This is a genomic window from Ruegeria sp. AM5 (genome assembly GCF_056540645.1).
Genome location: NZ_JBQFXC010000001.1, coordinates 814,243 through 838,784 on the forward strand (window position 1 = coordinate 814,243; position 24,542 = coordinate 838,784).

General features: G+C 57.1%; 23 protein-coding genes. 9 read left to right on the forward strand and 14 right to left on the reverse strand.

The genetic code is table 11. From position 1 onward, the window contains the following. Positions 1 to 100 precede the first annotated feature (100 nt). The 5 genes from ACR0AH_RS04175 to ACR0AH_RS04195 all read right to left on the reverse strand — a co-directional run bounded on the left by ACR0AH_RS04175 (position 101) and on the right by ACR0AH_RS04195 (position 6,550). Positions 101 to 1,477, reverse strand: coding sequence for a TRAP transporter large permease (locus tag ACR0AH_RS04175; protein ID WP_480590540.1), 1,377 nt, complete (start codon positions 1,475 to 1,477; stop codon positions 101 to 103). Continuing rightward, positions 1,477 to 2,154 (reverse strand): TRAP transporter small permease, encoded by a 678-nt coding sequence (locus ACR0AH_RS04180; RefSeq protein ID WP_170393219.1) that lies wholly within the window; start codon positions 2,152 to 2,154, stop codon positions 1,477 to 1,479. Before ACR0AH_RS04180 ends, ACR0AH_RS04175 begins: the two co-directional genes overlap by 1 nt. Before the next feature lie 116 nt (positions 2,155 to 2,270). Further along, positions 2,271 to 3,272: a DctP family TRAP transporter solute-binding subunit gene (locus tag ACR0AH_RS04185; protein ID WP_480438504.1), complete on the reverse strand. Its 1,002-nt coding sequence runs from the start codon at positions 3,270 to 3,272 to the stop codon at positions 2,271 to 2,273. Positions 3,273 to 3,590: 318 nt separating this feature from the next. Beyond that, positions 3,591 to 4,820, reverse strand: a complete 1,230-nt coding sequence (locus ACR0AH_RS04190) for a sigma-54-dependent transcriptional regulator (protein ID WP_170393221.1) — start codon at positions 4,818 to 4,820, stop codon at positions 3,591 to 3,593. Then, positions 4,817 to 6,550, reverse strand: a complete 1,734-nt coding sequence (locus tag ACR0AH_RS04195; RefSeq protein ID WP_480590543.1) for a sensor histidine kinase — start codon at positions 6,548 to 6,550, stop codon at positions 4,817 to 4,819. The genes ACR0AH_RS04190 and ACR0AH_RS04195 overlap by 4 nt, the downstream gene beginning before the upstream one ends. Positions 6,551 to 6,596: 46 nt before the next feature. Here ACR0AH_RS04195 and ACR0AH_RS04200 point away from each other — a divergent pair, with 46 nt between their 5' ends. Next, entirely contained in the window at positions 6,597 to 7,778 is a 1,182-nt protein-coding gene (locus ACR0AH_RS04200) for a cytochrome P450 (RefSeq protein ID WP_480590546.1), read from the forward strand. A gap of 99 nt (positions 7,779 to 7,877) precedes the next feature. On the opposite strand, the gene ACR0AH_RS04205 is transcribed toward ACR0AH_RS04200, so the two are convergent. Next, positions 7,878 to 8,351 (reverse strand): Lrp/AsnC family transcriptional regulator, encoded by a 474-nt coding sequence (locus tag ACR0AH_RS04205; protein ID WP_480590550.1) that lies wholly within the window; start codon positions 8,349 to 8,351, stop codon positions 7,878 to 7,880. Positions 8,352 to 8,596: 245 nt separating this feature from the next. Between ACR0AH_RS04205 and ACR0AH_RS04210 the strand changes: the two genes are divergently transcribed. The 6 genes from ACR0AH_RS04210 to infC all read left to right on the forward strand — a co-directional run bounded on the left by ACR0AH_RS04210 (position 8,597) and on the right by infC (position 13,442). Then, positions 8,597 to 8,911, forward strand: coding sequence for a DUF2849 domain-containing protein (locus ACR0AH_RS04210; protein ID WP_170393224.1), 315 nt, complete (start codon positions 8,597 to 8,599; stop codon positions 8,909 to 8,911). A gap of 65 nt (positions 8,912 to 8,976) precedes the next feature. Then, a complete protein-coding gene (locus tag ACR0AH_RS04215) occupies positions 8,977 to 10,641 on the forward strand; it encodes a nitrite/sulfite reductase (RefSeq protein WP_170405457.1) in 1,665 nt (554 codons plus the stop codon). Continuing rightward, positions 10,631 to 11,392, forward strand: coding sequence for a phosphoadenylyl-sulfate reductase (locus ACR0AH_RS04220; RefSeq protein ID WP_480590553.1), 762 nt, complete (start codon positions 10,631 to 10,633; stop codon positions 11,390 to 11,392). The genes ACR0AH_RS04215 and ACR0AH_RS04220 overlap by 11 nt, the downstream gene beginning before the upstream one ends. Next, complete coding sequence (locus ACR0AH_RS04225; RefSeq protein ID WP_170393227.1) at positions 11,389 to 11,796, forward strand: DUF934 domain-containing protein; 408 nt, start codon at positions 11,389 to 11,391, stop codon at positions 11,794 to 11,796. The genes ACR0AH_RS04220 and ACR0AH_RS04225 overlap by 4 nt, the downstream gene beginning before the upstream one ends. A gap of 105 nt (positions 11,797 to 11,901) precedes the next feature. Then, complete coding sequence (locus tag ACR0AH_RS04230) at positions 11,902 to 12,735, forward strand: ferredoxin--NADP reductase (RefSeq protein WP_170405452.1); 834 nt, start codon at positions 11,902 to 11,904, stop codon at positions 12,733 to 12,735. Positions 12,736 to 12,980: 245 nt separating this feature from the next. Beyond that, positions 12,981 to 13,442, forward strand: a complete 462-nt coding sequence (infC, locus tag ACR0AH_RS04235; protein ID WP_238528775.1) for a translation initiation factor IF-3 — start codon at positions 12,981 to 12,983, stop codon at positions 13,440 to 13,442. A gap of 75 nt (positions 13,443 to 13,517) precedes the next feature. Here infC and ACR0AH_RS04240 read toward each other — a convergent pair whose 3' ends face one another. Continuing rightward, the gene (locus ACR0AH_RS04240; RefSeq protein WP_170732058.1) at positions 13,518 to 14,834 is read right to left on the reverse strand and encodes an aspartate aminotransferase family protein; all 1,317 of its coding nucleotides are present in this window, start codon (positions 14,832 to 14,834) and stop codon (positions 13,518 to 13,520) included. After that, positions 14,831 to 15,583 (reverse strand): beta-keto acid cleavage family enzyme, encoded by a 753-nt coding sequence (locus tag ACR0AH_RS04245; RefSeq protein WP_480438499.1) that lies wholly within the window; start codon positions 15,581 to 15,583, stop codon positions 14,831 to 14,833. Before ACR0AH_RS04245 ends, ACR0AH_RS04240 begins: the two co-directional genes overlap by 4 nt. Before the next feature lie 110 nt (positions 15,584 to 15,693). Here ACR0AH_RS04245 and ACR0AH_RS04250 point away from each other — a divergent pair, with 110 nt between their 5' ends. Then, positions 15,694 to 16,593 carry a MurR/RpiR family transcriptional regulator gene (locus ACR0AH_RS04250; RefSeq protein ID WP_170645974.1) on the forward strand — a complete coding sequence of 300 codons (900 nt, stop codon included), beginning with the start codon at positions 15,694 to 15,696 and terminating at the stop codon, positions 16,591 to 16,593. Between the two features lie 47 nt (positions 16,594 to 16,640). Here ACR0AH_RS04250 and ACR0AH_RS04255 read toward each other — a convergent pair whose 3' ends face one another. The 5 genes from ACR0AH_RS04255 to ACR0AH_RS04275 form a co-directional block, all read right to left on the reverse strand. Continuing rightward, positions 16,641 to 17,432, reverse strand: a complete 792-nt coding sequence (locus ACR0AH_RS04255) for an FAD binding domain-containing protein (protein WP_170732054.1) — start codon at positions 17,430 to 17,432, stop codon at positions 16,641 to 16,643. A 95-nt stretch (positions 17,433 to 17,527) separates the two neighbouring features. Further along, on the reverse strand, positions 17,528 to 19,888 hold the full coding sequence (locus tag ACR0AH_RS04260; protein WP_170510619.1) for a xanthine dehydrogenase family protein molybdopterin-binding subunit: 2,361 nt from the start codon (positions 19,886 to 19,888) through the stop codon (positions 17,528 to 17,530). A gap of 51 nt (positions 19,889 to 19,939) precedes the next feature. Further along, positions 19,940 to 20,425: a (2Fe-2S)-binding protein gene (locus ACR0AH_RS04265; protein WP_170393234.1), complete on the reverse strand. Its 486-nt coding sequence runs from the start codon at positions 20,423 to 20,425 to the stop codon at positions 19,940 to 19,942. A 156-nt stretch (positions 20,426 to 20,581) separates the two neighbouring features. After that, the gene (locus tag ACR0AH_RS04270; RefSeq protein ID WP_480590557.1) at positions 20,582 to 21,583 is read right to left on the reverse strand and encodes a molybdopterin-binding protein; all 1,002 of its coding nucleotides are present in this window, start codon (positions 21,581 to 21,583) and stop codon (positions 20,582 to 20,584) included. Continuing rightward, positions 21,580 to 22,548: an XdhC family protein gene (locus tag ACR0AH_RS04275; RefSeq protein ID WP_480590560.1), complete on the reverse strand. Its 969-nt coding sequence runs from the start codon at positions 22,546 to 22,548 to the stop codon at positions 21,580 to 21,582. Before ACR0AH_RS04275 ends, ACR0AH_RS04270 begins: the two co-directional genes overlap by 4 nt. Positions 22,549 to 22,754: 206 nt before the next feature. Between ACR0AH_RS04275 and ACR0AH_RS04280 the strand changes: the two genes are divergently transcribed. Then, positions 22,755 to 23,255 carry a hypothetical protein gene (locus ACR0AH_RS04280; protein ID WP_170510628.1) on the forward strand — a complete coding sequence of 167 codons (501 nt, stop codon included), beginning with the start codon at positions 22,755 to 22,757 and terminating at the stop codon, positions 23,253 to 23,255. A 3-nt stretch (positions 23,256 to 23,258) separates the two neighbouring features. Here ACR0AH_RS04280 and ACR0AH_RS04285 read toward each other — a convergent pair whose 3' ends face one another. Next, entirely contained in the window at positions 23,259 to 24,515 is a 1,257-nt protein-coding gene (locus ACR0AH_RS04285; protein WP_480590563.1) for a vWA domain-containing protein, read from the reverse strand. Positions 24,516 to 24,542: the final 27 nt, after the last annotated feature.

A 24,542-nucleotide genomic window follows, 5' to 3' on the forward strand; every position in this document is an offset into this window, starting at 1 on the left:
GGTCGTCCTCTGACCCTCAGATATGCGTTTGGGCATCAGTTTCAAGACAAAAAAACCGGGCGGATTACACCGCCCGGTTCATATGCTCGGTTTAACCGATCTAGTTGGTTATGATCTCAGGCCCCATGAATGTGTTGGGCAGGAATGTCGAAATCCACGGGATATACGTAACCATGATGAGGAAGACGAACAGCACGGCCAAGAACGGCAACGCTGCCCTCACAACACTCATCATCGGCATACCCGCCACGCCAGAGGTTACGAACAAGTTCAACCCGACCGGAGGCGTGATCATCCCGATCTCCATGTTCACCACCATGATGATGCCCAGATGGATCGGATCGATGCCCAGCTCGATGGCAATCGGGAACACCAGGGGGGCCACAATGACCAGCAGACCTGAGGGCTCCATGAACTGGCCACCGATCAGCAGGATCACGTTGACTACAATCAGGAAAGTCACTGGCCCCAGACCCGCCGATAGCATAGCGCTTGCGATATGCTGGGGCACCTGCTCATCCGTCAGCACATGTTTCAGGATCAGCGCGTTGGCGATCACGAACAGCAGCGTGACAGTCAGCTTGCCGGCCTCGAACAGCGTATGCTTGGTGTCGGGGTGCACAAAGGCCGTGATCAACGCATAGGGTTTCTTGAGCAGCGAGATGTTCTGCGCATCCCCTTCAGTGCTGAGCGGACCCATATCCTTGTAGACAAAACTTGCGATCAGGAACGCATAGACGGCAGCAACAGCCGCGGCCTCGGTCGGGGTAAAGATACCTCCGTAGATACCGCCGAGGATGATGACGATCAGGAACAGACCCCAACCGGCCTCGCGTGCTGACGTGAAGACTTCGCCCCAACCTTTCCAATCGCCTTTGGGAAGATTCTTGACCTTGGCCATGACGTAAATGGTGATCATCAGCATCAGACCGGCCATCAAACCCGGAATAACGCCCGCAAGGAACATCCGCCCGACCGAAACCTCCACGGCTGCCGCATAGACCACCATCACGATTGATGGCGGAATCAGAATGCCCAGTGTCCCTGCGTTACAGATCACACCGGCGGCGAATTCCTTGGAATAGCCCACCTGACGCATGCCAGCGATGACGATCGACCCGATTGCGACAACTGTCGCCGGAGATGAACCCGACAAGGCCGCAAACAACATACACGCGAAGACGCCAGCAATTGCCAGACCTCCGGGCAAGTGCCCCACACAAGCGATCGAGAACCGGATGATCCGCCGCGCCACTCCACCTGTAGTCATGAAAGATGACGCGAGAATGAAAAACGGGATAGCCAAGAGGGTGAAATGTCCCTCAAACGCCTCGAACAGCGTGCCAGCGACCGAAGCCAATGAGCTGTCGGAATAGATCAGCAGGAATAGGGTCGAGCTGAGACCAAGTGCCACCGCAATCGGAACTCCGATCAACAATAGGCCAATGACCATCGAGAAAAGTAGTACGACGTCCATCAGTCATGCTCCCCCTGCTGGGCGCGGACTTCTTCGATCTCGTCCTCAACCTCGTGGCTAGCTACAAGGCGATCAGTTTCACCGCGCCAAATCTGTACTGCGACCTGTGCAAAACGGATCACCAGCAGCAACATCGAAAGAGGCAGTACGAAATAGGGAACGACCTTGGGCAGTTTCTCGTAATATTCGCCATAGTTGATCATATCTTCCAGAAACCGCAGCGGCGCGACCATCGGGATATCATCAACTTCATAGAAGCTCTGGCTGCGCGCGCTCATGTCAAAGCCGGTCGGAAACCAGCGACCCGAGGTTGGCGGCAGATCGGCAAACACTGCCCAGTAGTCATACGACCCCTTGAGCAGGAGCAGAGAAAACACCAGACAGCAAGCCACGGCTATCAGCGCCAAAACCCGGCGTGGCGCGGGGGCCAGCATGTTAAGGATCGCATCAACACCCAGATGTGCATGCTTCTTCACTGCATAAGACGCACCCAGCAGCACCAACCAACCGAAGGTGAATACTGTCAGTTCCAGCGCCCAAAGAATGTTAGAATTGAATACAAACCGCGCGATCACATTGGCGAAGGTGACAATTGTCATCAGACCCAACAGGCACGCAATCATGGTTTCTTCGATATGGTCGACCAGCCCGCCTTGGCCGGGTTTCGCACCAGACATCTCTCTGTCCCCGCATTTTTTTGATGAGAGTGGTGGGAGTGTGGCGGGCCACTAAGGCCCGCCCAGCCTATGCGTCCATAACTCCCCAGTCCCCGGACGCGTGGCTTGAACCGGTATCAGAACCCGGCGTTGATCGCCTGTGCGGCGTCGATCTTGTCCTGACCAACGTCACCGGCAAATTTATCCCAGACTGGCTTCATCGCATCGACCCAGGCCTGGCGCTGCTCGGGGTTCAGTTCCCGGATGATGCCCCCTGCGTCAGTGATCGAAGCCTTGGCAGCTTCGTTTACGGAAAAGGCCTCCTTGTTACGGGTCTCGGTCACTTCGGCGAGAATCGTCAGGAATTGATCGCGAACTTCAGGCTCCAGGCTGTCCAGCCAGTCAACTGAGGTTACAACCAGATAATCGATGATACCGTGGTTCGTTTCTGTGATGCCGTCCTGCACCTCGAAGAACTTCTTGCCGTAGATGTTCGACCAGGTGTTTTCCTGCCCGTCAACAACGCCCTGTTGCAGAGCACCGTACACTTCTGAGAACGCCATCTTCTGAGGGCTGCCACCAATTGCTTCCATCTGGGCAACCAATACGTCCGATGACTGAACGCGGAACTTCAGGCCGTTCGCATCCGAAGGATCTTCCAACGGCTTGTTCGCAGACATCTGCTTCATGCCATTGTGCCAGAATGCCAGCCCCTGAAGGCCGCGGCGCTGCATGCTGTCTTTCATCGCCTGACCATCAGCCGAGGCTTGGAACGCATCCACAGCATCGATGTTCTTGAACATGAACGGCAGATCGAACAGGCGGAATTGCTTTGTAAATTTCTCGAACTTCGACAGCGAGGGCGCGGCCAACTGCACGTCGCCCTGCAGCATCGCTTCAAGAACCTTGTCATCGTTGTAAAGAGTGGAGTTCGGATAAACCTCCATGCACATCACGCCGTTCATCTCGTCATTGACGCGCTGCTCAAGCAGCGAAGCGGCGATGCCCTTGGGGTGTTTGTCCGTATTGGTCACATGCGCAAACTTCACGACGATCTCGCCATCATCGCAGGCTGCTACACCAGCGGTCGCTGTCACGGACAGTGCGATTGCGGTTGCTGCCGTTGTCAGGAATTTCATCAGTCTTATCCTCCCAGACTTCCCTAAAACTTCCATCGAGCGCTCAATCAGCGCCGTATGTTGCGGAGTGAACCGAATCGGCTCCTCACTCTCAACATTTTGTTTAGATGTTGCTGAAATCTGTTTTTTCCAAATAATTTCTTACGGTTAAATGATGTTCGTTATAAATCTGGTGTTTCGGCAGAACTACGCTGTGCGATTTTTCGCACAGGCAGTCAGCACCTTGTGCGAATTTCCGCACAATATCCGAATCGATGCGAGCGAATCGCTCGCTTAAGACGCAGCGCAACCGCAGCCCGCCCAGGCGGAAGCGTTTTGCTAACGACGATAGTCTTCTGGCCTGATGTGGTAGCGGGTCAGCTTGTCATAAAAAGTTTTGCGCGGCAGCTTCAGTGCTTTGGCGGCATCCGCAGCCTTGCCATTGTGGCGCCCAAGGGCTGCAATCAGCAAAGACCTCTCAACCCGCGCCAATTGTTCGCTCAACCCCAGATCAGCGGCCTGTGCAACCTCATCCGGCATCCCCAACACAAACCGCATTGCCGCCGACATCAACGATCGGGCATTGCCCGGCCAATCCTGCGCCATTAGCGAGGCCAGATGCTCGGGTGTCACTTCAGGTTCCGCAATCCCGGCCTGCTCAGCGGCCTGCGCCACATAGCGGCGAAAGATGACGGGGATATCCTCGGGCCGTTCTGACAGGGCCGGGATTCGCACTCGCATGACATCCAACCTATAGAACAGATCGGCATTGAATCTTCCTTGTGCAGTAAGGTCCGACAAATCGGCCGTTGCCCCCGCGATGATTCTGGCTTCCGTCCCTTGTTCGATCAGTTCCAGCGCGGCGTATTGCGTGGCATCCGACATCGCCGAGATCTCATCCAGATACAGCGATCCGCCTGCCGCGTCCTTGCAGACACGCAATAAATCATCCGGGTTCAGGCCTGAGGCAGGGCGTTTGACAAATGGCCCCTGTCCAACCGGAGACATCAGATGGACAACTTCAGCGACCTTTGAAACTCCGCTACCCGCTGGCCCGGTAACCAGTACCTCGGCCCGTGTTGGCGCTACGCTCCGCACTCGCTCACGCAAGGCCTCGGCTTGATCTGACAACCCAAACAGCATGCGTGCTGCGGGATCGCCACGCTCAAGTTCGCGCCGTTGCTCGCGTTCCTGCAGAATTTCTGCGCGCGCTGCGAAGGCTCGCTCCAGTACCGCCAATAAGTCCGCTGCTGCACAGGGCTTTTCCAGAAAATCAAATGCTCCCTGCCCCATGGCCTGTACCGCCATCGGGATATCGCCTTCGCCTGTCAGCAATACCACCGGAAGCTCAGGATCAACCTCGCGCGCGTATGCGAGCAGATGAAACCCATCCCGCCCCGGCATGCGAATATCCGAGATAATCACACCGCCGAAGTCACGATGAATATGATCCTTTGCGGCCACGAAAGATCCCGCGGTGACCGGTTCATACTCGGCCAATTCGAGGGTTTGCGCCAAGGCCTCACGCACGGCGGCATCATCATCGACCAAAAGCACTTTGCGGATCATGCTGCCTCATCTTCTTCAAAGGGTTCCAGTTCAACCTTGAATTCAGCACCCTCGTCCGTGTTGGCACCGCGAATATCCCCCCCGAAGCTCTGAACCAGACCGTAGGATATCGACAGCCCCAGACCCATCCCCTCGGACGACCCAACCGTTTTTGTGGTGTAGAACGGCTCAAACACGCGGTCGGGGTCCTCGATGCCGGGTCCGGTATCCCGCACCGACACGCGAATAGGCTTCCCCCCTGACAGAGTGACCAATATCCTGCGCGTCGGTCGATCGACCATCGCATCCGCTGCATTATTGATTAGGTTGACAAACACCTGTACCAGTCGCACCTCTCCACCCCAAGCATAGACCGCATCCTTTGGCGGCACCCACTCCAACGCGACATTCTCATCGCGCAGGCGCGCCTCGGTCAATTCGGTGGCAGTGTTCAGAACCTGGACCAGATCAACGCGCCCCATTGGTTCGCTTTCATTTCTCGCAAAAGCCCGCAGGTTCTTGATGATCCGCGCCATGCGTGCGGCCATATCGGAAATGCGGCTCAGATTTTCGCCAGCTCTCTGGTCCTTGCCGCGCTCAAGAAAAGCAGATCCGTTGTCGGCAAACTGCTGAATCGCCATCAAGGGCTGGTTCAATTCATGACTGATGCCTGCCGACATCTTGCCCAAAGCGCTCAACTTACCAGCCTGAACCAAATCGGCCTGCGCTTGTTTGAGCGCGGCTTCCGCCTCCTGCCTCTCGGCAACTTCGTGACGCAAAGCGCTATTAGCCGCCGTCAAAGCGCGCGTACGTTGCGCGACCCGGCTTTCCAGCACGGTGTTTGCCTCTGCAAGTGTCCGACGGCGTTCCGAGGCCAGAAACAACAAAGCACCAAAGGCGAAACAGATCGCCGCAACCGCCGCCGCCTGCAACCCCGCCAACCGGCGCGCCGGAGCGACATCCACCAGCATCTCTGCGGTCATCGCAATCACCGGAAGATCGAGCGTCAGATGAAGGGCGCGACGGGGCAGATAGCGACCCCAATTGAGCTTCCACACTTCATATCCCGCAATCCAGGTTGAGGCGAAATCGACATTCTCACCTTCGGGTGACATCAGGCCCTGCTGCCCTTGCCCGCGGCGCCATAGTAGCAGATCCGATCGGTTCGAGATAAAGACAACCCCATCCGTATCAACGAAAAACACCGCATCGGTACTGCCGCGCCATGTTTGTTCCACATCCTGCACATCGGCCAGAACCATCAACGCGCCTTCTATTTGGCCCAAATCCCCGAATGACGGGGCCGCGTATGAATAAATGCGGTCACTGCTTGCGTCTTCGACCCCATGTGCGCTGCCCAAGGCCCCCTGCATGGCGCGCTCGAAGGCCGGATGTGCGGACATGTCGCGCTGCGTCACCGGTTGGGCCGCGACAAGAACCTGACCCTCCGGATTCAGGTACATAACGTTAACGGCAGCGGTTTTGTCTGCCACATCCAGCAGCACCTTTCGGGCGGCCCGTTGCTGTTCTAATGTTTCTAGCTCCTGCAAAGCAGGATGATCCGCCATCAAGGCGGCCACTTCCTGATAGACCTGCATTTGCGTGCTCAGACGGTCGGCAGCCAGTTCTAAATCGGCCTCGGCCTTCTCGCTCAGTTGCGACAGGGCCTGACGATAGCCATATGTCCAGACCGCCGCTGACAGCAATCCGACCGCGCATAAGAAACCGGCTATGATCCAAAAACGTTGCATATCTAGGGTCTTGCATTCAGCAGCCGCCATGGCAAGTCTGCACCGCATGAAGACGCTGACCCAATCCCCGACCGACCCGGCATTCGTGCAAAACCCATACCCTTTTTATGACAGCGCACGTCAGTCGGGCGATCTGTTCTACTGGAAAGACTACGGCCTTGTCGCGGCTGTCTCGCACAAAGCGGTGCAAACTCTGCTGCGCGATCGACGCTTCGGGCGTGAAATCCCGGCGGAACTTGCAAACCCCGGCCCCGATCACCTTGCACCCTGGCTCAATGTCGAATCCCATTCGATGTTAGAGCTTGAACCCCCGCGTCATACCCGGCTGCGCTCCCTGGTCCTGCGGGCGTTCACCTCGCGCGCCATCACAGCGCTTGAAGGGTCCACAGAACAGTTGTGTCACGATTTGATCAAGGAATTCCCCGACGGCCCCTTCGATCTGCTGGACGCCTATTGCACCCAGGTCCCCGTGATCACGATCTGCCGTCTTCTAGGTGTGCCCGAGGAGATGGCGCTGCAACTACTACACTGGTCGCACGCCATGGTGGCCATGTATCAGGCAAATAGGACACGCCAGACCGAAGACGAAGCCGTCAGTGCCACACAAGACTTCACCGCCTATCTCGAAGAATATATCGAAAAACGCCGCACCGACCCTCGTGACGACCTGATCACACGGTTGATCGCCGCAGAGGAGGATGGCGAAAAGCTCTCACGCGAGGAACTGATCACGACTTGCATTCTGTTGCTGAATGCCGGTCACGAAGCAACCGTGCACGCCATCGGAAACGGCGTGAAGACGGTGTTGGCGACAAAGACGCAGCAGCAAGTCCTGACACCCGAAACCGTCGACGGTGCAATCGAGGAAATGCTACGTTTCGATCCTCCACTCCACATGTTCACACGGTATGCCTATGAAGATATTGAACTCTTCGGGCACGGCTTTGCGCGTGGTGACGAAGTCGCCCTACTTTTGGGTGCCGCCAATCGCGACCCAGCTGTGTGGTCCCGGCCCGACACATTCGACCCGATGCGGGAAATCAGCGCCAATACCAGCTTTGGCGGCGGCCTCCACTTCTGCGTGGGCGCCCCATTGGCCCGGCTGGAAATGCGGGTCGCACTTCCCATCCTATTCCAACGATGCCCAAAACTAAAACTGACAACACGGCCGCAATATTCGGACAGCTACCATTTTCATGGCCTAACCAAACTCATGGTAACGGCCTGACCTCTCACCCGGCCTAGAAATCCAGATCCGTTCTTCATCTGGCCATAAATATCTCGGGGGAGTCGCCCTCGGGCGACGGGGGCAGAGCCCCCACTCAAGCTACCCGACAGATTTCAGCGGCAGCATCGTGGTCGATTTGATCTCTTCCATCGAAAGCAGAGCCGTGACGTTATGCACCCGCACCTCTGAAATCAGGGCCTGATAAAAAGCATCATAAGCGCGTGCATTCTTGACGCGGACTTTCAGAATGTAATCAATGTCTCCTGCCAACCGGTGCGCCTCCTGCACTTCCGGGCGATCGCGTAGGGCTTTCAGGAACTTCTGCTGCCATTCCGCTTCATGCTCCGAGGTGCGGATCAGTACAAAGAATGTGGCCTCGAATCCCAGCGCTTCGGCATCCAGCAAAACGGTCTGCTGGCCGATGACTCCTGCCCCCCTCAGCTTGCGAATGCGATTCCAGACCGGCGTCTTGGAACTGCCGACACGAGCCGCGATTTCGTCAAGCGACTGGCTCGCATCCCGTTGCAGCTCGGCTAGAATTTTCCGATCCGTGTCGTCTATCCGCACCGACATTCCAATTTCCCTTCCAATTTAGAACAAATCTTCTTCTGGCCGTCGCAAGGGGAACATATGTTCTTATTTCTTAGCGCATATGGCGATCTGGCGGGAATATTTCCTATATTGGCACTCAAGTCAATTCAGTCACGAGATGATCCGATGCAGGTCGAACATACAAATTCGCGCATTCACAAACCCGGCGTCGCCCGAGTTGCGCAATACCCGCACATAATCTCGGTTTTCAATAAGGAGCTTGCCTGATGGCCCGCGCTTTTACCCCCAAAGTCGTCACCGCCAACGACTTGTTGGAAGGTGATGTGATTTACCAGACCGAAGATGACCGGTGGTCGCGCGAGTTGTCCGATGCCGAACTGATCACGGACGAAGCCCACGCTCAGGTTCGTCTGCTGGATGCCGCGCGTCAGGCCAACAAGATCGTCGGCGCCTATCTTGCCGACGCGGTGGCCGGAGAAAACGGCCCCGAACCCACCCATTTTCGGGAGGATTTCCGCCGGACTGGTCCGTCCAACTATGCCCACGGCAAACAGGAAACCTCCCCGCAGCCTCGGGCCTGATCTCAGGCCATTCTCTCTCCCCTTCAAGGCCCCGGGTCCGGGGCTGCAACTAAGGACAGCTAAACATGTATCGCTACTCCGAGTTCGACACAGCATTTTTGGCAGAACGCAACGCGCAGTTCCGTGCGCAGGTTGAGCGTCGCATTGACGGTTCGCTGACTGAAGACGAATTCAAGCCACTGCGCCTGATGAATGGTCTGTATCTGCAATTGCACGCTTATATGCTGCGGGTCGCTATTCCATATGGCACGCTGTCCAGTGCTCAGATGCGTCAGCTCGCTTTGCTGGCCGAGAAATGGGACAAAGGTTACGGCCATTTTACCACCCGTCAGAACATTCAGTACAACTGGCCGAAGCTGAACGACGTGCCGGATATGCTGGACGCACTGGCCGAGGTTGGCATGCACGCCATCCAGACCTCGGGTAACACCATCCGCAACGTGACCGCCGATCATTTCGCCGGTGCCGCCGCGGATGAGGTCGCTGATCCGCGCCCCTATGCCGAACTGCTGCGCCAGTGGTCAACCGACCACCCTGAATTCCAGTTCATGCCGCGCAAATTCAAGATCGCCATCACCGGCAGCGAGAATGACCGCGCCGTGATCAAGGCGCATGACATCGGTCTGCAACTGGTCGAGCGTGATGGTGTTCTGGGTGCCCGCGTCATCGTTGGCGGTGGTCTGGGCCGCACGCCCATGATCGGCAAAGAGCTATCGGAATTCGTCGCCTTTGACGACCTGCTGGCCTATCTTGAGGCCACCGTTTCCGTGTGGAACCAGATCGGCCGTCGCGACAACAAGTACAAGGCGCGCATCAAGATCACCGTGCACGAGCATGGCATCGACGCCATCCGTGCCAAAGTGAACGAGCGATTCCTGAAGGTTCGCCCGCAATTCAAAGGCGCGGATATGAGCCTGCTGGAAGAAATCAAAGGCCACTTTGCGCCTCCAGCCTTCCGTGATGGTTCGGTTGCCTCGTTCGAGAGTGCCTACACCAACGATCCGGTCTTCCGTTCGTGGGTCGACACCAACATCGCGCCGCACAAGAACGCGGACCACGCGATCGTCACGATCTCGATCAAGAAGCACGGCCAGACGCCGGGCGATGCGACTGCAGAGCAGATGCGCGTGATGGCCGATCTGGCCGAAGAGTTCGCCTACGACGAACTGCGTATCAGCCATGAGCAGAACGTAATCCTGCCGCATGTCCACAAATCCGACCTGCCCGCGATCCACGCAACGCTGAAAGAACACGAGCTGGCCACCGCAAATATCGGCTTGATCAGCGACATTATCGCCTGTCCCGGTATGGATTACTGCGCACTGGCGACGGCACGTTCGATTCCCGTGGCGCAGGAAATCGCGACCCGGTTCGAAGACCTGAAACTGGAGCATGATATCGGCCACCTGAAGATCAAGATCTCGGGCTGCATCAACGCCTGTGGTCACCACCATGTGGGTCACATCGGCATTCTTGGCCTGGACCGCGCTGGCGTCGAAAACTACCAGATCACTCTGGGTGGTGACGGTACTGAATCCGCAGCCATCGGTGATCGTACTGGCCCGGGCTTCGCCTATGACGAGATCGTTCCGGCGGTCGAGCGCATCGTCGACACGTATCTGGAGCAGCGCGACAGCGCGGAAGAGACCTTCTTGCAGACCTATCGCCGCGTTGGCATGGCACCGTTCAAAGCGGCGCTTTACCCCGAGGCACAGGCCAATGCCGCTTGACCTGATCCAAACGGAACTGGGGGCTGACCGCGCCGAACTGACCGAAAAGGTCGAGGCGCTGAACGCCCGCTTCCGCCACCACAGTGCCCATGATGTGATGCATGGCGCATTGGACGAGATCGAGGAGCTTGCTCTGGTCTCCAGCTTTGGCGCAGAATCGGTGGTGTTGCTGCATATGGCTGCAGTGATCGACAAGATGACCCCAGTGCTGTTCGTGGACACCCAGATGCTGTTTGCCGAAACGCTGGAATACCAGCAGGAGGTCAGCGAGCGTCTGGGCCTGCGCAATGTGCAGATCATCCGCGCCGAGGATGAAGATGTTCAGCGCGACGATCCTTATGGCGCGTTGCGTCTGAGTGACACCGATGCCTGCTGCAACCTGCGCAAGACCTTCCCGCTGCAGAAAGCTCTGACCGGGTATTGTGGCTGGATCACCGGGCGCAAACGGTTTCAGTCCGGCACCCGTGCCGCGCTGGACTTTTTCGAGGTCGAGGACGGAACCGGTCGGATCAAGGTCAACCCCTTGGCCCACTGGGCGCCCGAGGATGTGCGCGCCTATATGGAAGAAAACAACCTGCCCCGGCATCCGCTGGTGGCCAAAGGATACCCCTCGATCGGCTGTGCGCCCTGCACTTCGCCGGTCAAAGAAGGCGAAGACCCCCGCGCCGGGCGCTGGCGCGATCAGAACAAGGAAGAATGCGGCATCCATTTTGTTGATGGAAAAATGGTGCGCATCGGAGAGAAAACATGAACGTAATCGTAAACGACGAGGGCTTTGCCCCCGATGATTGGACCGATGGCTATGTCACGCTGGACGATGCAGCGAATGACGTGGTTGCACTGGATATCGCCTCGGACACTGACCCCGATGAACTGTTTGACCGCCTGGGCAGCGCCCAGATGGTGCGCGTGGACTTTCCATCCTCAGCGGATGGGCGCGGCTTTACGATCGCGCGCGTTCTGCGTCTGAAAGGTTATACAGGTCGCCTGCGGGCAAAAGGCCATGTTCTTGCAGACCAATACGCCATGGCGCGTCGTAGCGGCTTTGACGAAGTCGAAATTGATGACACCTTGGCGAACCGGCAGCCCGAAGATCAGTGGCTGGCCCGGGCCAATTGGCAGGACAACAACTACCAGGCCCGCCTGCGCGGCTGACCCGCCATCGCCAACCTGTGATACGAAAGGGGCAATCTGCCCCTTTTCCTGACTTGGATCAAAGATTAAACGGAGATGTCGGTTTAGCAGACCGGTAGTGAAACGATGACAGAGATGAAACCCGTGAGTGAAGCAACCGCCGTTAAGGCCCCTGTCCTGCCCGATGCCCAGACCGTGACCGAGGTCAAGCACTGGACCGACCGCCTGTTTTCTTTCAAGGTGTCGCGCCCGGCTTCCTTGCGCTTTCGCTCGGGTGAGTTCGTTATGATCGGCCTACTGGGCGACAATGGCAAACCGCTGTTGCGCGCCTATTCCATCGCCTCGCCTTCATGGGATGAGGAACTGGAATTCTACTCGATCAAAGTGCAAGACGGCCCGCTGACCTCAAAACTGCAGCACATCCAGCCTGGTGATCAGATCATCCTTCGGCCCAAACCCGTCGGCACGCTGGTGCATGACGCATTGCTGCCAGGCAAGCGCATCTGGTTCTTCGCTACCGGCACAGGCTTTGCGCCCTTCGCGTCGCTGCTGCGTGAACCGCAGACCTATGAGGATTATGACGAGGTTATCATCACCCATACCTGCCGCGACGTAGCTGAACTGGATTACGGTCGCGAGTTGATCGAGAGCGTCAAACAGGACGAGTTGCTGGCCGAACTGATTGGTGACGGTTTCGCCGACAAGATTCGCTATTACCCCACCACCACGCGGGAAGAGAGCCCAAAGATGGGCCGTATAACCGAGCTGTTGAAAGACGGCACCGTATTTGCCGATCTGGGCATCGAAGGTGGTATCAAGCCAGACACTGATCGCGCGATGGTTTGTGGCAGCCTTGCCTTCAACCATGACATCAAAGCAATTCTGGAAGAGTTCGGCCTGCGAGAAGGCGCCAATTCCGAACCCAAGGAATTCGTGATTGAAAAGGCATTTGTGGGCTAATGGGGTTTGCCGGTGGAGTTATCGACACCCTAAACCGGCAAAAACTCACGAAATTCATGGAAAATTCATGCGGCTTGCAATTTATGCCGCTTGAAACACCTCTCAGCCCGGTCTAAATTCCGGGCTCGAAATTCTGCAATCATCAAAGGAATGAACCCATAGCCCGCAGACCTCACAACGCGCCGCCACAGCGAGATACCGGCCCGCGCGTCAATGACAAGATCCGTGCTCCCGAAATTCGCCTGATTGGCGCCGAAGGTGAAAATGTCGGGGTGGTTCATCCCGCAAAGGCCATGCAGATGGCCGCCGATGTCGGCCTCGATCTGGTTGAGATTTCGCCCAACGCGAACCCGCCGGTCTGCAAAATCATGGATTTCGGCAAGTTCAAGTACGAACAGCAGAAACGCGAAAGCGAAGCCCGCAAGAAGCAAAAGATCATTGAGGTGAAAGAGGTCAAGTTCCGGCCCAACACCGACACGCATGACTATGACGTCAAGATGCGCAACGTGTTCAAGTTTCTTGAGAACGGCGACAAGGTCAAAGTCACCCTGCGTTTCCGGGGCCGCGAGATGGCGCACCAGAACCTGGGGCGTGAGCTGCTGGAACGTGTGGCCGAAGACGTCAAGGATCTGGGCAAGATCGAGAACATGCCCAAGATGGAAGGCCGTCAGATGATCATGATGATTGGCCCGCTGCCACAGAAGTAGGTTTTCTTTTTGTAGAATGACAAAAGCCCCTCCGAAATCGGAGGGGCTTCTTTGTTTTCTGGCTTCTCGCCTAAATCAGATCACCGAGGATATCGCCCGATCCAGCTTGTCTACAAGCTCGACCAGTTGGTCATCTTCGATGATAAAGGGCGGAGCCAGTAGAATATGGTCGCCGTTGCGTCCATCACGCGTTCCCGACATCGGGTAACAGATCAATCCCTCGGCCATCGCTGCCTTCTTGATTTTGCCCGCCACGCCACGCGATGGATCAAACGGGGTTTTCGTATCCCGATCCTCGACCAACTCAATTCCTCGGAATAAGCCGCGGCCCCGTATGTCCCCGACATTCGGGTGTTGGCCAAACTTGTTTTCCAACATGCTCTGCAATTTGCCCCCCATTACGCCGGCCCGCGCTGGCAGGTCACGAGAAGTAAGTTCCTGTACAACGGCAAGCGCAGCCGCAGTCGCAACCGGATGACCGATATAGGTGTGGCCATGCTGGAAGAAGCCCGATCCATCCCGGATCGCATCATAGATTCGACCCGAACACAGCATGGCTCCGATAGGCTGATACCCTGCCCCCAACCCTTTGGCGATACAAAGAATATCTGGCGCGACATCGTCATGATCACAGGCAAACAAATGCCCGGTACGACCCATGCCGCACATTACTTCGTCGAGGATCAGAAGAACGCCGTGTTGATCGCAAATTTCACGGATTCGCTTGTAGTACCCCTCGACTGCCGGAACAGCCCCAAGCGTCGCACCAACCACCGGCTCTGCCATGAAAGCCATGACCGTTTCAGGCCCAAGGCGCAGGATTTCTGCCTCCAGCTCATTCGCAACGCGCTGACCATATTCAAAACTGCTCTCATCCTCAGGCTTTTCGGCGTACTCATAGCAAGGAGCGATATGAGTCATCTCGATCAGCATCGGTGCAAACTGCGCCCGCCGCCATTCATTGCCACCCGCCGAAAGTGCCCCCAAAGTGTTGCCGTGATAGCTTTGCCGACGCGCGATCACATGGCGGCGTTCTGGCTGACCGGTTTCAAGATAATACTGCCGCGCCAGTTTGATAGCAGCCTCGGTCGCCTCTGACCCGCCCGAGACAAAGTAGACCCGGTCCAGATCGCCGGGGGCGTGTTCAATCAGCAGATCAGCCAGTGCCTCTGCCGGTTCCGAGGTCATAAAGCCGGTATGCGCAAACGCAATCTGCGCCACCTGATCCTGCACCGCTTTGACCACAGCGGCGTTGGAATGGCCGAGGCATGAAACGGCAGCATCCCCGCAATCCAAATAACGACGGCCGGTTGAATCGATCAGATAACAGCCGTCACCACCAGCGGCCTCAGGCAGTTCCGACTTGGTGTGACGTGGAAATACGTGACTCATGTCGAAGTCCTTTTCAGAAGATTAATGAGCGCCGCGACTGATGCAGCATTGTCTGCCCAAGCCTGGCCATTCGGACCTGCAAGGCTGTTTTCGAAACCCACGCGCACATCGCCACCCAACTGCGCGGCCTTTTGCAGGCACGCATGCTCCTGCCCTCCAAAGGCACAGACCATCCATGGATCAGCGCTGTGCGGAAACACATCCAGATCATTCGGACTCGATTCTTTCGCCGTGGCATAGCGACCAAGGACAAGCAGACGGTCGACCTGATCCGATTTTACCACCCCTTTAGCCTGCCAATGGGTCAGTAACTCGACGTCAGCGACATCATAGAGGATATGCTGAACACGAGTCCCTTGTTCCGCGCATAGTGCGTAGACCTTTGGCGCAAGTTCGGGCGACCGTGCAATCTCGCGCACCGAAATCGAAGCCCAGTCCGGGCGCACATCTTGCAAACAAGCAAGTTGTGCTTGAACGCTGAAAACGCCAGCAGCTTCTGTCGTAATCTGGATGTCCATGTCAGGGGCCGCAGCACGCAGTTCAGCAATGGTTTCACAATACAAACCCGCATCAAGCGAATGCTGACCCGCCTGATCACGAACATGCAGGTGCAGGCCTTGCGCACCTGCCCGATTGCAGGTCTTCGCAGCTTTGACGATTTCGTCCGTTGTGATCGGCAGCGCAGGATGATCCCCATGCCCCCGCCGCGCCCCGTTCGGAGCCACCAACACATATGGCCTTCTCGTCATCCTCAAACCAGTCCCAGACATTCCGTCACCTGTTTTTTACGATCCCGAATTAAACACCTCGCTCACGTTTTCAATTTGCATTCTTCATAACATTTGTTTTTTCTTACCAAATGCAACACACCTCATCCCAACTGACCGAGCAGCTTCGGCACGAAATCGACACCCTGCCTCAGCAAATGCAAGCCGCAGCGAAATACATCATCGACCACCCTGGCGATTTCGGGCTCGACCCGGTTCGGCTTACCGCCGAAAAGATCGGTGTCAGTTCAAACGTTTTGGTGCGGTTGGCACAACGCATGGGATTCGACAGTTTTGAGTCGTTCAGACGACCCTTTCGCCAAACCCTTGTCACAGACCGAGAAGATCGGCTGGGTCAGGGCTGGCTGGATCGCATGAAATCGGGGGGCCAATTCAGCGCCGCGCAAGCTGGGTTTGCGCAAAACGAACTGAACGTCGTAGCCCGCTCCTTGCGACTGGCCGATCCTGATTTGATGCAACAGGTCACGGAGTACATGATTGCAGCTAATCGCTGTTTCATAACCGCGACCCGGGCTAGCTATGCTTTGGCCTATTATCTCCACTATGCGGGTCGGATGGCACACCCAGGATTTCAGCTTATCCCGCGACATATGGGATCAGCCATCGATGATTTGCTCGAGGCCGATGAAGCGGACTGCCTTTTCGCTATTACCGTTCACCCCTATTCCTCTGACACCATACAATCCATGCGTTTTGCGCGTAAACGCGGAATGCGCATCGCGTTATTGTCGGATAGCGACGTCATCGCCCCTGGTGTTGACCCTGACATCGTGCTGCCTGTCAGTACCCGCGCGCAACATCACTTTTCCAGCTTCTCCGGAGCGATGGTAGTGCTTGAATGCCTGCTGGGTCATCTCTTTGCCGCAGGGGGGTCAGCCGCGCGTGACCGCGTGGAACGCTATCAGACGGCCCGAGAAGACACCGGCGCCTACTGGCGCCCCGCCAAGCCCCCAAGAGTTCGGAAAGAATAAAGAGCCCCGGCTTTCACAGAGGCTCTCAACGCTGATCAACAATCAGATCAGCTGCAAGCTTCGACAGCCCGTTTCGTCATAACAGTGACCAGATGCGCCCGGTACGTTTTGCTGCCGTGCAGATCACCAATCATGTTCATCGGATTAATGTGCAGCCCCATCAAAGCGTCCGCGCGGAACTCTTTGTTCAGGGCCTCCTCAGCCTCTGCCCAGCGGAAAACTCCGTCCTCGCTTGCGCCGGTTACTGCAACTCGAACGCCATTGGCAAACCGGGCAAGATATACCCCGACCAACGCAAACCGAGACGCGGGCTGCAAAAACTTCTGATAACTCGCCGCCTGAGGCACGGGGAAACGCACCGAAGTGATAATCTCGCCCTCTTCCAGAGCTGTCGTAAACATGCCCTGAAAGAAGTCATCCGCCGCTATCTGGCGATTATTGGTGACAATGGTCGCGCCTGAACCCAGTACTCCCGCCGGATAACAGGCCGCTGGATCATTGTTGGCAATCGAACCGCCAATAGTGCCACGATTACGCACCGCAGGATCACCGATCTGGCCGGCCAGCGCTGCCAGCGCCGGATAGTTACCAACAGCTTCAGCGGCCACATTTGCGTGGGTTGTCGCACCGCCTATCGCTACCGAGCCATCATCCTCGACGCAGACCCCTTTCATTTCAGCGATTCCATTGACCGAAACCAGCTTGGATGGCGCGGCCAACCGCTGCTTCATTGTGGGGATCAGGGTTTGCCCACCCCCCAATGCCTGCGCATCCTCAACTCCCAACGCAGTAACCGCCTCAGCGATGGTCGAGGGTTTCTCAAACTCGAAATTGTACATTTCGTTCTTCCTTTCCGAAAAGCGCGGATCCGCCCTTCATCTGGCTATAAATATCTCGGGGAGCGCGAGGGGCTGGCCCCTCGCACCCGAACCTCTCAACCATGCATTGCTGTCCAAACACGCGACGGGCTCATCGGCATGTCAATGTGATCAACAGCCTTTCCACCCGAGTTCAGCGCATCCAGAACCGCGTTGACTACCGCAGGCGGCGAGCCAATCGCACCAGCTTCACCGCAGCCCTTCACACCCAACGGGTTGTGCGTACACGGCGTCTGGCTGGAATGGTCGACTGCATAGAACGGCAGATCATCGGCGCGTGGCATCGCGTAATCCATGAAGGATGCGCTCAGCAACTGGCCATTCTCGTCATAGGCGCAATTTTCCAACAAAGCCTGACCGATACCCTGACCGATACCGCCATGTACCTGACCATCCACAATCATCGGGTTAACGATGTTGCCAAAGTCATCCGCAGCGGTGAAGGCTTCGATGGTCACCTGTCCAGTCTCGGGATCCACCTCAACCTCGCAGGCATATGCCCCCGCTGGGAATGTGAAGTTGGCCGGGTCATAAAATGCGGTCTCCTCCAGCCCCGGCTCAACCTCCAATGGGAAGTTGTGCGGTACATAGGCTGTCAGAGTCACATCACCCCAGGCCACCGACTTGTCAGTGCCCGCGACGCTGAACTGGCCGTCCTTCAGCTCGATATCGGCCTCGGACGCCTCGAGCAGGTGGGCCGCGATCTTCTTGGCCTTGTCGATGACCTTTTCGGTCGCCTTAACCATGGCCGAACCACAGACCGCCAGCGAGCGTGAGCCATAAGTGCCCATGCCGAACGGGATCTTCGAGGTGTCGCCATGCACAATCTCGACCATCGACTCGTCGATGCCGATCATGTCGGCCACTACCTGCGGGAAAGCAGTCTCATGCCCCTGCCCGTGGCTATGTGCACCAACCATGACACTGATAGAACCAGTGGCGTTTACCCGAACCGTAGCTGCATCATAGAGCCCTGCCCGGGCCCCCAGCATACCGACGATGTTCGAGGGCGCGATGCCGCAGGCCTCGATATAGCAATTGACGCCTAGACCACGCAGCTTGCCATTGGCCTCGCTTTCCGCCCGCCGCGCGGCAAAGCCAGCCAAATCAGCAGCAGCCTCAAGCTTATCCATCGTCCCGTTGTAATCCCCGGTGTCGTAGGTCAGCGCCACCGGTGTGTCATACGGGAACTGGGTGATGAAATTCTGGCGACGCAGGGCGATCGGATCGACACCCAGTTCACGCGCTGCCTTGTCGATGACGCGCTCCAACTGATAGGTTGCCTCTGGCCGACCCGCACCGCGATAAGCGTCCACCGGCACTGTGTTGGTGAACATTGCCTTCACGTTCACCTGAATGACCGGCGTCTTGTAGTTGCCCGCCATCAGAGTGCCATGCAGCCAAGTCGGAACCGAGCTTGAGAAGGTCGACAGATACGCGCCCAGATTGGCGTAGGTGTTGGTGCGAAGGCCTGTGAAGTTATTGTCCGCGTCCAAAGCGAGCTCAATCGTGCTGACGTGGTCGCGGCCCTGCGCATCCGACATAAACGCCTCGGACCGGCTGGCGGTCCATTTGACCGGGCGGTTGCAGGCCTTGGCAGCGAACGTACAGAACGCCTCTTCCGCGTAGTGGAAAATCTTCGTGCCAAATCCACCACCAACATCAGGCGCTACGACACGCACTTTGTGTTCAGGCAAGCCCAGAACAAATGCGCACATCAGCAGGCGGATCACATGCGGGTTCTGCGAAGTGGTGTAGAGCGTGTACTCATCCGTACCCCGGCTGTACTCGGCCACCGCAACGCGTGGTTCCATTGGGTTTGCGACCAGACGGTTATTGATCAGGTCCAGAGTGGTGACATGGGCCGCGTTGGCAAAAACCTCATTGACCTTGTCATTGTCTTCTTCGCCCAGATGCCAGTCATAGCAGATGTTGTTCTTCAGATCCTCATGGATAAGCGTCGCGCCATCCTGCGCTGCGGCTTTCATATCCAGCACGGCGGGGAGCTCTTCGATATCCACTTCAATCGCTTCCGCCGCATCGCGGGCGAGTTCAAGGCTGTCCGCGACAACGGCAGCGATGGGATCGCCTACATGTCGGACCTTGCCTTGCGCCAGAATGGGATGCGGTGGTTCCTGCATCGGGGCGCCATGACGGTCGGTTACTTCCCAGCCGCAGGGCATTCCGCCCACGCCTTCAAAGTCCTTGCCGGTGAACACCTTCACAACCCCCGGCATACCCTCGGCGGCAGATGTGTCAATGTTGGTGATCCGGCCATGCGCGATGTCGGACCGTAGGAAATGCACATAGGCCTGGCCATGTACGTTGATGTCGTCGGTGTAATTGCCTGCTCCGGTCAGAAAGCGTACGTCCTCGCGCCGCTTGGAACTGGCTCCGATGCCACTGTCTTTGGGCATTGCTTGTTCTCCTCCGTGGAAAAGAATTTTCGTCGAAAATTCTTAACCGCCTCACTCGGCGGCGATGCTGGAAACGTCTTGACCCGATGCGGCCATGATTGCCTTGACGATGTTGTGGTAACCTGTGCACCGGCATAGGTTACCCTCAAGGTATTTACGAATTTCGCCTTCGGTCGGGCGCGGGTTATCCTTGAGCAGTGCTGCAGCGCTCATCACCATGCCCGGAGTGCAAAACCCACATTGCAGCCCGTGATGATCCTGAAAGGCCTGTTGGATCACGTTCAGCGTGCCATCTTCGGCCGCCTGCCCCTCGATCGTGCCCACATCCGCGCCGTCTGCTTCCAGCGCCAGCATGTTGCAGGATTTGACCGCCTCACCATTCACGTGCACCACGCACGCGCCACATTGAGCCGTGTCGCAGCCAATATGTGTGCCTGTCAAATTCAGGTGGTCGCGTAGAAATCCGGATAATAGAGTCCGCCCTTCAACATCACCGCTGACGGCAACGCCGTTCACGGTCATTGAGACCTTGGTCATAAGATCCTCCCCTTTTTTTGGCTTATTTGCTAAGCCAGAGTTAAACACGGTAAATTTCGTTTGAGAACAAAAATATTTGCCTGATTTTTCCGCAGTTTCGCTGATCAGCCTTCTAACAATGATGCGTCTACCAAACAGGGCAAAATTGCCGTTGCGTCATTTACTCTTGGCAGCGCGGGGCTGTGGCCGCGTCGGGATTTCTTTTAGCAGCCCACCGACACCCATCCCTGCGATGTCCGCGCCCGTCGTTTCGATTCCGCAAGCAACGCGGGACAAGACCCAATCCGCCCCGTTCAATGCTGGTGAGCGCGCGCATCCGGGCAAACCGATGATGGGGCGCTCGCCGGAAGATCCCAAAAACAACAGGTTCCCCGGATCGACCGGCATTCCAAACCGGTCGACGATACCCCCCGCCGCCCGCACAGAAGCAGGCGCCACATCATCTTTATCCGACGTGGCCGATCCGGTCAGGATCATGACGATCTCACCCCGAATGGTCGAAATCGATGCTGTTAAGTCGCCCATCCGATGCGGCACCACCTGAACATCTGACAGATTCATACCCAAAGCCTCAACCCGGCTACGAATAGCAGCGATACCTTTTTCATTAGATGGCCCGCCAGCAATGTCGGTAACGATGAGACCCGCGTTTTCGTATTTGGGCACCGATAACCGAATAGCGTCCTGCGCATGACGGGCCGCACTCTCAACGTCGGATCGAGGTACGGCATAAGAAATCACCTTGATCGTCGCGACCATGCCGCCAGCCGCCATCTGCTGATATTGCGGCACCGTGGCAACCGTGATCATCGGGTTGACCTGATTGAACTTTTGCAAGGCATCGGTATCCAGCACCGCGACGCCTGGTCCATTTGCTAAAAGGTTGACCCGGCCTGTAAAGGCTTCGGTGACACGCAGATTTGCCTGTGCGGGACTTGGCGCAAGCGCTTCTGCCAGCAGCGCTGCGGCTTCGTCCTCATGGCAATCACCTTGCTCCAGTCTGGCGACTGTGACCTCGGTCAGACCGGCTTGGTGCAACTCGGCTATGTGCTCGGACGAAAGCGTTATACCTTTCCTAAGCTTGCGGTTTCCCGCTTTGACGGAATGGGCCAATATCGCGCCGTAGGCGTCGGAAACGGGTACCGGACCAAACTTCACGCTCTGCCTCGCAGGACCGCCGTCATCTGCGCCAGAATCGCAACGGCTATCTCAGACGGTCCAGCCGCCCCGATATCGAGCCCAACAGGTCCGTGAATCAGTGAAATCTGGTCATCGTTGAACCCGGCCTGCTTCATCCGCTCCACGCGTTTGGCATGTGTGCGCTTAGATCCGAGTGCGCCGATGTAGAACACATCGGCCGCCAAACCGGCCTGAAGCGCGGGGTCATCAAGTTTGGGGTCGTGGGTCAGCAACACAAGCGCCGTGCGCGAGTCGAGACCCAGCTTTGATACAGCCTCATCCGGCCAATCCGTCAGGATGGTTTCTCCGGGAAAACGTGCGTCCGATGCGAAGGCCTCGCGCGGATCTATAATCGCCGGGTCATAGCCCGCGATCCGGGCCATCGGCACCAGAGCTTGGGCGATGTGCACCGCTCCCACCACTATCAACCGTAGCGGTGGGTTGTGGACAGCGACAAAGGTTTGCCCATCCTCTTCGAACCCGGACCTGTCCATACGCAAGCGTTCGGAATAGGCATTACGGCGCAACGCGCGCTGGCCCGTCTCGACGTTGACTTCATAGGCCAAGGGTACGCGCCGCGCCCGTGCCGCGACCAGTTCGGCCAGCATTGGTTCGGGCAGGACCTTGCCGACCGGTTCAACCAAAACCCTGATCGTACCGCCGCAGGCCAGACCGACTGCAAACGCATCCTCGTCGCTTACACCGAACTCTAGCAGCCTTGCCTCGCCTTCCTCTATGGCTTCCAGCGCTTCGACGATCACGGCACCTTCGACGCAACCACCAGAAACCGAGCCTTCGATCCGACCATCGCCCGCAATGACCAACTGCGCGCCTACACGGCGCGGCGCGCTGCCCCAGGTCTCAACCACGGTGGCCAAAGCCGCACCCTTCCCGGCGCGATACCATTTTAGTGCGGTTTCCGGGCTGCTATCGAATCGTTCCATTTAGACCTCCGGCCTTGCTTGGGTTCAACATAGTCAGCTTTGGAGCAATGAAAAGCGCTCAGCGGGTCGATCTTGTGGCGCTAACAAGCCGATTTTGAACTCACATTCACAAATTGTTGAATGTTGGAAGGCGTCATTCTAGCCTGCATGCGATTCCGGGGCCTATTCGGGATCGTCCCAACATATTTCATAGCGGAGACAAACAGTTGAAACGCATTCTTACACTCGGAGCAGCGATCGGCCTGTTGACTGCCAGCACCGGCTGGGCTGACACATTTCTGAAATACGGTGAGGTCGAAGGCTGGAAGGTTTTCATCGATCAGGACAAGAAATCCTGCCTTATCGAAGCGGTTGATGACGCTGAAAATGTCGTGCAGATGGGCCTGACCGAAGATCGCGGCGTTGGCTACGTTGGTGTCTTCACCAAGGCCAAAACCAACATCAAGAAAGGCGAGAAAGAGGCTGTTGCCATCCTTATCGGCGACAATATTTATGTCGGAGAAGCCACCGGTATGAAGGGCAACATCACCAAGGGCTATTCGGGCGGGTATGTTCTGTCAGACGACCCTCAGTTCGCAGATGATCTTGCCAAGAAGAAGGTGATGGTCGTTTTCCCGGAGAAAGAGTTCGCCTTCACCGTTGACCTGACTGGCACTTACAAAGCCATGGAGATGGCAAGGAAGTGCAATGAAGAGCAGCTTTCGTAACAGCTAGTCTGAAAGCGCGGACATCAGCCGCGCTTTCTGCCCCTGATCATCTGGTTGCGAAATCACGGCGGCCAGATCTTCCAGCGACGCAATCGAATGCCCGGCGCGGAAGCTGTCGACATGTGGAAGCATTGTCGCCACACCCTGAGCTTTCGGTGCGAACCCGTCCCAGCGCAACAGAGGGTTCAACCAGATCAAGCGTCGTGACGACAGGTGCAAACGCTCGATTTCCTTTTCCAGCATCTCGGGATCGCCCCGCTCTAACCCGTCGGTGATCAGCAACACGACCGCCCCCTGCCCCATGACACGCCGCGACCAGTCGCGGTTGAACTGATGTAGGCATTCTCCGATCCGGGTTCCGCCTTCCCAGTCCTGCGCTTCGGCCCCAGCAGCGGCCAGCGCTGCATCGACATCACGTTGATGCAGATGGCGGGTGATGTTGGTCAGGCGCGTGCCAAACGTGAAGGCGTGCACTTTGGCCCAACCTGCGCCTTTGGCATTCGAAACCGCGTGTAGAAAGTGCAGAATGATCCGACTGTATTGGCTCATCGACCCGGATATATCGCACAACGCCACCAAATTCGGCCACCGAGGTTTGGGTTGCAAGTGCGCGATATCGCGTAGTTCGCCACCCTGCCGCATCGCTGACCTAAGTGTCCGAGCGCGATCAACGCGGTGACCGAGGTGACTGGCCTGACCTCGGCGAGACTCGATGGGTTTTACCGGTAAGTTCAGGCGCGACAGCATGCGTTTGGCCTGGGCGATCTCGGATGTACTCATCTGTTCGAAATCGAGGTTGCGCAAGCGTTCTTCAGATGACGCGGTTTGGGTTGCGTCGATCTCGATCTCGCTTTCCTCTTGTTGCTCGGTTGATTCTGGCAAGTCGCGTTCGACGCCATCCAATAACGCCTCAGCCGCGCGCTTTTCAGCCGCATCCGCTTTGCGCTCCTCCTGAACACCGCGAATGGCGGGCAGCATCATGGACATCATATGTTCTAGATACCGCGGATCGCGCCAATAGAGGCGGAAGACTTGCGCAAAAACCGTTCGATGTTCCGGCCGGTTCACGAAACAGGCATGCAGCGTCCAGTAGAAATCTCGTTTCTCGGTGAACCCCGCAGCCTGCACGGCGCGGATCGCGTCAACCACGCGCCCAGTTCCTATCGGCAGTCCGGCCTTGCGCAAAGCGCGCGCAAAATGGGTGATGTTCTGGGCCAGTTTGGGGTTGTCCGGGATATCGAGTGGGAGTTGTTCGGCCATCAAACCCCCAAAGTATTTTCGAGCATA